Source organism: Streptomyces sp. 2A115 (assembly GCF_052245575.1).
In the GTDB taxonomy this organism is placed as follows: domain Bacteria; phylum Actinomycetota; class Actinomycetes; order Streptomycetales; family Streptomycetaceae; genus Streptomyces.
Genome location: NZ_JBQQCG010000110.1, coordinates 25498 through 33255, shown reverse-complemented (window position 1 = coordinate 33255; position 7758 = coordinate 25498). Strand labels below are relative to the sequence as shown.

The 7758-nt window shown below is 65.1% G+C and carries 8 protein-coding genes and 1 pseudogene; 4 read left to right on the top strand and 5 right to left on the bottom strand.

Features of this window, described 5'->3' with window-relative positions; all coding sequences use genetic code 11:
* Positions 1-594: 594 nt before the first annotated feature.
* Complete coding sequence (locus tag ACTWQR_RS49885; protein WP_443233977.1) at positions 595-801, bottom strand: MbtH family protein; 207 nt, start codon at positions 799-801, stop codon at positions 595-597.
* 526 nt (positions 802-1327) lie between these two features.
* Positions 1328-1732 carry an AMP-binding protein gene (locus ACTWQR_RS49880; RefSeq protein ID WP_443233976.1) on the bottom strand — a complete coding sequence of 135 codons (405 nt, stop codon included), beginning with the start codon at positions 1730-1732 and terminating at the stop codon, positions 1328-1330.
* Positions 1733-2170: 438 nt separating this feature from the next.
* On the opposite strand from ACTWQR_RS49880, the gene leuA reads away from it, so the two are divergent.
* Together leuA and ACTWQR_RS49870 are read left to right on the top strand one after the other, a co-directional pair.
* Complete coding sequence (gene leuA / locus ACTWQR_RS49875; protein ID WP_443233975.1) at positions 2171-3979, top strand: 2-isopropylmalate synthase; 1809 nt, start codon at positions 2171-2173, stop codon at positions 3977-3979.
* Positions 3980-4060: 81 nt separating this feature from the next.
* Positions 4061-4651, top strand: coding sequence for a DUF6282 family protein (locus tag ACTWQR_RS49870; protein WP_443233974.1), 591 nt, complete (start codon positions 4061-4063; stop codon positions 4649-4651).
* A gap of 278 nt (positions 4652-4929) precedes the next feature.
* Here ACTWQR_RS49870 and ACTWQR_RS49865 read toward each other — a convergent pair.
* Positions 4930-5097 (bottom strand): annotated as a pseudogene (locus ACTWQR_RS49865) (fic family toxin-antitoxin system, toxin component); the annotation flags it as partial.
* A 10-nt stretch (positions 5098-5107) separates the two neighbouring features.
* Positions 5108-5236, bottom strand: a complete 129-nt coding sequence (locus tag ACTWQR_RS49860; protein ID WP_443233973.1) for a hypothetical protein — start codon at positions 5234-5236, stop codon at positions 5108-5110.
* A gap of 1091 nt (positions 5237-6327) precedes the next feature.
* Here ACTWQR_RS49860 and ACTWQR_RS49855 point away from each other — a divergent pair.
* Positions 6328-6621: a helix-turn-helix domain-containing protein gene (locus ACTWQR_RS49855; protein WP_443233972.1), complete on the top strand. Its 294-nt coding sequence runs from the start codon at positions 6328-6330 to the stop codon at positions 6619-6621.
* 173 nt (positions 6622-6794) lie between these two features.
* Here ACTWQR_RS49855 and ACTWQR_RS49850 read toward each other — a convergent pair whose 3' ends face one another.
* Positions 6795-6965: a hypothetical protein gene (locus ACTWQR_RS49850; RefSeq protein ID WP_443233980.1), complete on the bottom strand. Its 171-nt coding sequence runs from the start codon at positions 6963-6965 to the stop codon at positions 6795-6797.
* Positions 6966-7116: 151 nt separating this feature from the next.
* On the opposite strand from ACTWQR_RS49850, the gene ACTWQR_RS49845 reads away from it, so the two are divergent.
* A complete protein-coding gene (locus tag ACTWQR_RS49845) occupies positions 7117-7623 on the top strand; it encodes an integrase core domain-containing protein (protein WP_443233971.1) in 507 nt (168 codons plus the stop codon).
* Positions 7624-7758: the final 135 nt, after the last annotated feature.

The window sequence follows — 7758 nt, the reverse complement described above, 5'->3', positions numbered from 1 at the left end:
CGGCGGTGCACATCAATCCCGACACAAGCCTGCATCCCGGGCCTCCTCCTCGAGTCCGAACCATCCGCAACCGATGGTCCTCCGGGCCCGCCCGAATGGGGCCCCGGCCCTCATAGGGTCAGGTCAGGAGCGCTCCTCGCATCTCTGATCAAGCGGTTGACGGCACTGCTCGTGAAAGCCCGAGGTTAGGCAGGCACGCAGCGACTCTCTCCCCCACGTCGCATGTTTACGCTAGAGCCGCTCCTGCGTCTCGCGGCAGGACCGGGAGGCGGCAGAACGAGGTGCCGTCGTCCGATAGCACTGTTGAGGAATACCGAACGCACCCGTGGATCGCTGATCCCGAAGCGGTCCAGGATGTCCTGCTGCGTATACGGATCCGGAGGCACCGCATTGCCACCCCGAGGAGGTCGGGGGCGCTGGCCTCATTCCACGGCGGCCTCTGCCCACTGTCACACTCCGGTCCGGCCAGAGGTACGGCGGGCGGCACTGCGCCTGCCGCCGGCCTTCTGGCTATCGCCCTCGACCGTCCGGCCGTACGGATTCCCGACACACCGACTGGGTCAGGCCCTGCTGGGCAACTGCTGTACGGCGACCTCACTTGCCCATGGCCTCGATGAGGCTCTTGGGCCGCATGTCCGTCCAGTTCTTCTCGACGTACGCGAGGCAGGCGTCACGGGTGTCCCGCTCGTGGGCCACCTCCCATCCGTCCGGTACGTCGACGAACGCCGGCCACAAGGAGTGCTGGCCCTCATGGTTGACCAGCACGAAGAACTCGCCATCAGGATCGTCGAACGGATTCAAGTCCCCACTCTCCCTTGCCGCCGGAGGGCTCCACCTGGGCGGCGCACCGATCGTGCGCCGCATACAGAATTCTCGCGCTCAAGCCTGTCTTATCGGATGCCCCACGGGCATCGGTGATGGCCGCAGTTACATGTGCCCCATCCGCCACGGCCACGAGCCGCTCATTCGGCGGTCGCCGTCGGCCTACTCTGGAAAGGCCGCCTCGCACGCCGAGCCGGGGGCAGGTGGGGCCATGCCATGAGGAATATCCGCCACGGCCATGGACGCTGCCAAGGACGGCCTTTCTCTTGGCCGAAACGCACCCACACGGAAACTGGAGACGGCGGCAATTCGCCGAACTTACCCCCGATGCACGCCAGTGACCAGGCACGATCCCTTCACGCAGCCCGTCCCGCGCTGCCGCATCGCGTACCGCATATTGCACTGATGGAACCCTGTCGGTGCCCGATAGGGCAACATCGTCCGCAGCATCAGGCCGACAAATTACCCATTTCGAACAAGCGCGCTGCGGCGCGCCGGAGGAAGATTAAGCCATCAGCACGATCCGTGTCCCGGCCGCGTCGGCGACGCGGCGGAGCCGGTCGAGGTCGCGTTGGCCTCGCGGCATCTTGACCGGTGCGGCGGCAACCCCCGCATGCAGGCACCCGGCGAAGGCGTTGACAAATTCGAGACCGTACGGGTGGGCGAGCACGACGTTGCCGCCGGCAATACCGCGTTGCTGGAGCAGCACGGCACGCGCCCGGGCCGAGCGGTCGAGTTCCGCGCAGCTTGCCTGCTCCGCGACCTCCACACTGCCGGACAGGAATGCGCAGAACATGTCGTCCGGAGAATCGGCTGAACGCTTTCTCAGGACTTCGACCAGCGTTCCCGCAGACATCTCGGATTCGTCTATATGGTTCATACCGGGGAACTTCTCCTCACTCGGCAGCACCCAAGCAAAACCAAGCTATGAGCATAGGTCGCTGATCGTCAACAACATGCGACCAACGACCAGCAGGAACCAACTTTCGTGTCCGTATGAATACACGAAAGGCGCCGTCCTCAGCGCGATCTGTAGGTTCGCTTGACCGTAACGCGGGACGACCTTAATCTGAGGCCGGTTTCCCGCTTCCATCGGGTCCGATGGGCGGTGTTGTCAACCTATTCCGGGAGATGCGCTTATTCATGCATCCCGACGCGAGAAGTTCGTGGTTCTGGATACCTCAGTCCCCGGCCGCAGTTGAAAGCGAATGATGCATCCTGAATCTTTATTGCTGGATGATGCGCCCTACCCCGATGTGTCGTCGTCCCGCCGTGTCGCACGGGCAATCCCCGGCAGGGCCAGCGGGGCATCGCAGAGCCCCCACCGCATAACCTTCAGGGAGCAGGCATGACCCGCGACCAGACGGTGCCTCCGTCCACCGAGAACCGCGCCACGTCCTCAGGGCGGGACACATGGAACCTACAACGCGCAAGCGGGATGCCCGCCCATCGCTACCGGTCTTACGCCGAAGAGGTCGAACCGATCGGACTTCCGGACCGGACATGGCCGGACCAGGTCATCACCCGGGCGCCGATGTGGTGCGCGGTGGACCTGCGGGACGGCAACCAGGCCCTTCCTGCCCCGATGTCCCCGGTCCAGAAGCGGCGCATGTTCGACCTGCTGGTCCGGATGGGCTACAAGGAGATCGAGGTGGGGTTCCCCTCGTCGAGTGCCACCGACCTGGCCTTCGTCCAGTCGATCATCGAGGATGATGCGATCCCGGAGGACGTCCGTATCCAGGTACTCGCCCCCTGCCGCACGGACCTCATCGACCGCACCTTCGATGCCGTGGCCGGAGCTTCGAAGGTCACCGTCCACATCTACAACTCGACGTCTGTGCTGCAGCGCCGCGTGGTGTTCGGGCAGGACCGTGCGGCGATCAAAGCGCTCGCGGTGTCGGCCGCTGAGCACGTTGCCGAGCGGGCGGCGGGGATGTCCGGCGTGGACATCCGCTTCGAATACTCACCCGAGTCGTATACCGGGACCGAGTTGTCGTACGCCGCAGAGGTCGCTAATGCGGTCGTCGACGTCTGGCGGCCGACGCCTGCCCGCCCGGCCGTGGTGAACCTGCCGGCCACGGTGGAGATGGCCACCCCGAACGTCTATGCGGACTCCGTCGAGTGGATGAGCCGCAACCTCGACCGGCGTGACGCGATCGTCCTCTCACTGCACCCGCACAACGACCGCGGCACCGCTGTGGCGGCGGCCGAACTCGGCTACCAGGCAGGCGCGGACCGGATCGAGGGCTGTCTGTTCGGCAACGGCGAACGGACTGGCAATGTCTGCCTGGTCACGCTCGGCATGAACCTGCTCAGCCGCGGGGTGGACCCGCAGATCGACTTCTCCGACATCGACGATATCCGCCGCAGCGCCGAGACCTGCACCGGGCTGCCGGTGCACGAGCGACACCCCTACGCCGGTGACCTGGTGTTCACCGCGTTCTCCGGCAGCCACCAGGACGCCATCAACAAGGGCCTCGTGGCCCTCACGGTCGAGGCGGAGAAGGCGGGCGTCACGGTGCGCGAGGCCCGCTGGCAGGTGCCCTACCTGCCGATCGACCCGAGTGACGTGGGCAGGGACTACCAGGCCGTTGTGCGGATCAACTCGCAGTCGGGCAAAGGTGGCGTCTCCTACATCATGCGGACCGAGCACTCACTGGCCCTGCCGCGTGGGCTGCAGCAGGAGTTCTCACAACTGGTTCAGGAGGTCACCGACGAGGAAGGCGGCGAGATTGATCCCGCCCGGATGTGGGACATGTTCGTCGACGAGTACCTTTCCCTGGACAGCCCGTTGGAGGTACTCGGCCTGCGAGGCGACGAGTCCGGTGACGGGTACGCGTTCGCCCTGCGGATCGATGGCGCCGAGAAGGAACTGCGCGGCAGTGGCGGCACCGCGCTGGACGCCCTCGCCGACAGCCTGGGCGACCTGGGTATCCAGCTGCGGACAGCCGACCTCGCCGAGCACCCGGTGCGCCGGCCGGGCAGCAGTCGGCACGCGGTCCACCTGATGGCCGACGTGTTCTCGGACCGGTTGAGCGGCGGTGGTCCGGCGCGCGTATGGGGTGCGGGCGTCGCCGCCGACGCCTCGACCGCGGCGGTGCACGCCGCTGTCTCCGCGATCAACCGGGCTCACCGTGCGGACCCTCCGGGCCTATGACGATTCCCGCCCGTCGAGCAGGTCTCGTACGGTACTGACGGCGGAGCGGGGGGGTGACAGCGGCGGGAAGGTGGTCACAGCGTGTTCGACCTCACCGGAGCGATTGACTCCCATGTGCATGCAGGCCCGGATCTCTTCGTGCGCTCCGGTGACGCGGCCGACTTCGCCCGGGCAACGCGGGAGGCGGGCATGGGCGCTCTGGTGTTCAAGGCCCACCACGAGTCGACCGCCACCCGGGCCTATCGCCGCGCTGGCTGTGCCCGGCATCGAGTCTACGGCGGGATCGTGTTGAACGGCTTCGTCGGCGGGCTCAATCCACTCGCCGTCGCGGCGGCCCTTGACCAGGGGGCACGCGTGGTCTGGGGACCGCCCCTGCACGCTGCCCACCACGTGCGGTGCCTCGGGGTCGGCACCTTCGGGCTGCGGAATCTGCGGGTGCGATCGAGTCTGGCGATGGAGCCCGGGATCACCGTCCTGGACAGCAACGGTCGGCTGCTGCCACAGATGCGCGAGGTGATCGGACTGGCCAAGGACCAAGACGCGGCGGTCTCGACCGGCCACCTGGGGGACGAGGAAGTCCGTCGTGTCGCCATGGTCTGCGCCGAGGAGGGTGTGCGGTGTGGCTGGGCGGCCTGCCCGGCATCCCGCACCCACGTGCGCAGTGTCTCGTAGTTGACGCCCAGGTCCTTGGCCACGGACGCGTAAGTGCCACCGGCCTGGCCCTGTACAGCGCGACGGCATCGGCCCGGAACTCAGGCGAGTACTTCGACGTCCCCAACGGGAACTCCTGTCCTATCGATCTTCACGATCCAATGATCAGGGTGTCCCCGAGCAAGGGGTAACCCTCGGCCTCGGTATGCGACCGGGCACGTCAGTACAAGGGCCTCAACCACCCTGCGCGGCCGGTACTGCTCCCGGCGCCCCGAGAAGTCGCACCGGGCCTGCTGGCGTCAGGTGGCAGTGGGCCAAGTCCGCAGCAGAGTGGCGGTCTGCCCGGCGGTGCATGCGGGGTCAAGGAGGAGGTCTTGAGGGCGATGACATCGTCGTGGGTGGGCCTGACATGATTAGAGGTACATGACGCCGGTAGCAGCGGCGACAGCCAGGTTGGAGCGCTCCAGTCAGCGCCACCTACCGAGCGTGTCGCGGCGGCTTGGCGTCGGGGCCGTCGTCGACGGGCTGCTCACCGCCGCTGCGGTTGTCGTCCATGCGCACGCGGTCGGCCCGTAGCAAGTTGTACGTCCCGTGATCACGGCTCACGGGTGTAGACCTGCAGCTTGGTGTCGGCTCGCGAACAAACTCAATCTCTGCTCATCACCTGCCCACGTGTATCCATCCGCTTGGCCTTGCCCAAAGCGGACACTAGCGTCGGTGATCGACAGCCGCACCCTGCAGGGCCCTCGCGCGCCGGCCCCCACAAGCCTGAAGAGGGAGAACGAAATTTCCCACCACACGGATTCCTGCCGCCTCACCACAGACAGCTCACCCTGCACAAACTAATCAGCCCCGGGCGGACATGCTGGCCACGCTAATTTCAGGGCTGGTAATCAGTGTCATTGGTAATGAGATGGCCTCGTTCGTTCGCGCCACGATGAACTTTCATTTCGACTTCGGCCCGGTCACCGACCTCTGCGTTGCTGCGCACGCCCGCAAGCGACTACTGAGGCTTCAGTAAACACCGTCGCCCCAGTAAGCCGACCGCCCGGCGACCGCAAACCCACGTGACACTCCGCAGAATTGCATTTAGGTCGAGAACACTTCGACGGGCATCATATTTCCCCCCACCCCCACCAAGGGAAAATTGCATGACTGATCTGCCTAGCCTGCCCTGGCAAACACTGCTTATGGAAAGGCGCGTCGCCCTCAAGGGCAATGGCACCTTGACGTACCAACTGCCGGACGGGTGCTTTGCCATCATCACGCCGTTACGGGGTTCGTGCCAGATTGAGGGGCGAGACGGCTATGGCCGACGATCTACCACACTCCTGCCTGGAGACATCTGCCGGATCACGCCCAACAACCCGGTCCGGCTCAGCCGGACACCGCTGGGGGGCCTACCGTTCGAAGTCGCCTGCATCCAACTGTCCACAGAGACCCTTCGACACGCCATGGACGTACACCCCACCACCGCAGTCCGTGACCTGTCGGCATTACACACACTGCGCGCCTTCGATCCACACATCGCGTCCATGGTGCCTGCCTTGCTACACGCTCAGAAGGCAGGTGCAGGTGATCGCTATGCAACTAGCGCAGCCCGTTACTTAGCTGATTACCTACTCCACCAGCCACGCAATACATCGCCACGGGCCGGAGGACTCAGTCCGGAGCAAATGCTCCCAGTGACCACATACATGGACGAGAATTTATCAGCCGATATCACGCTCGATCAGTTGGCCAAGGAAGCCCATCTCAGCCGCTACCACTTCTTACGTCGGTTTTCCGCTACCACCGGAAAGACACCTATGCAGTACCTGACCGAATTGCGTATCGACGCCGCGCGCCACCTGCTTGCAGTGGACCGTGAGCGGATATCTCAAGTGGGCAGGCGCTGCGGCTTCCCCAACCCGGAGAACTTCGCTCGGGTATTCCGCAAACATGTGGGGTGCTCCCCATCGCAGTACCGGCAGCGGGCGCAGTGTGAGTGACTCACAAAGGTTGGAGGCGGGCTTTTCTGAAGCGAGCTCTGCTCATCAGGTCCGCTGAGCGACCCAACAAGAAACCGACGAGGACTCCCCCGTGTACCCAGCCGTGCTCGCCGGAGCTTCCCCCAGTACACGACAGTGAACCACCCCGGGTTCTGCAGAGATCTCGGATTGTGTCAATCCCCTGGTTGCGTAGAGGCGTTGGTTATACGGCCCGGCCTTCCTGATCGGTCCGGGCTCGCGCTTCCTGGATGATCCGTTCGAATTCGACGGGGGGGCTTCCCGCCGGCCGCGCTGTGACGGCGTTTCGTGTTGTAGAAGTCCGCGATCCACGTGGCGGTCTTCAGCCGGGCCTCGGCGCGGGTGGCGAAGGTGTGCCGGCGGATGTACTCGAGGCCGTTGCTCTCGCACTCAACAACAGGCCCCGCAAGACCCTCGGTTGGAAGGCACCCGCCGAAGTCCTGAACGAGCATCTACTATTGGTCCAAGAAGCCGGTGTTGCAACGACCGGTTGAATCCGGGCAATACACCTCGTTCAAGCTCGCCGAGCACCTGGACCGCGACGGCATCGCAGCCTCCATCGGCTCGGTCGGCGACGCATACGACAACGCCCTGATGGAATCCACGATCGGCCTCTACAAGACCGAACTGATCAAGCCCCGGCGGCCCTGGAAGTCGCTCTCCCAGGTCGAGTTGGCCACCGCCGAGTGGGCCGACTCGTACAACCACCGCAGGCTTCACGGTGAGATAGGCCACGTTCCGCCCGTCGAGTACGAGGCCAATCACTCCATGGAATCCACGAAACCCCAGGTCACAACCACAGTCCGAGATCTCTACCGAACCCGGGGCGGTTCATCCCGCCCCACTCGCCACACGGGCCTTCTGTGGTCACATCTGACCGCTAGGCAGGACCATTCGACAACTCGCGCCTTGTCCTCGGCCACAACAAGCTCCTGCGTGAACTGGAGCAGGCGAAGAAGAGATGCATCCAATCGAAGGACCTGACGGAGAACGCCCGCGCTCTCCTGGCGCGTGCCCAGCTGGCGAAGAGGGGATCGGCAACGCTCGCCGCGGAGCTCCGCCAAGGCAAGGCGGTGGCGGACGCGGACCGCGTCCCGATGTCCTGCTGCCTGACCGTCA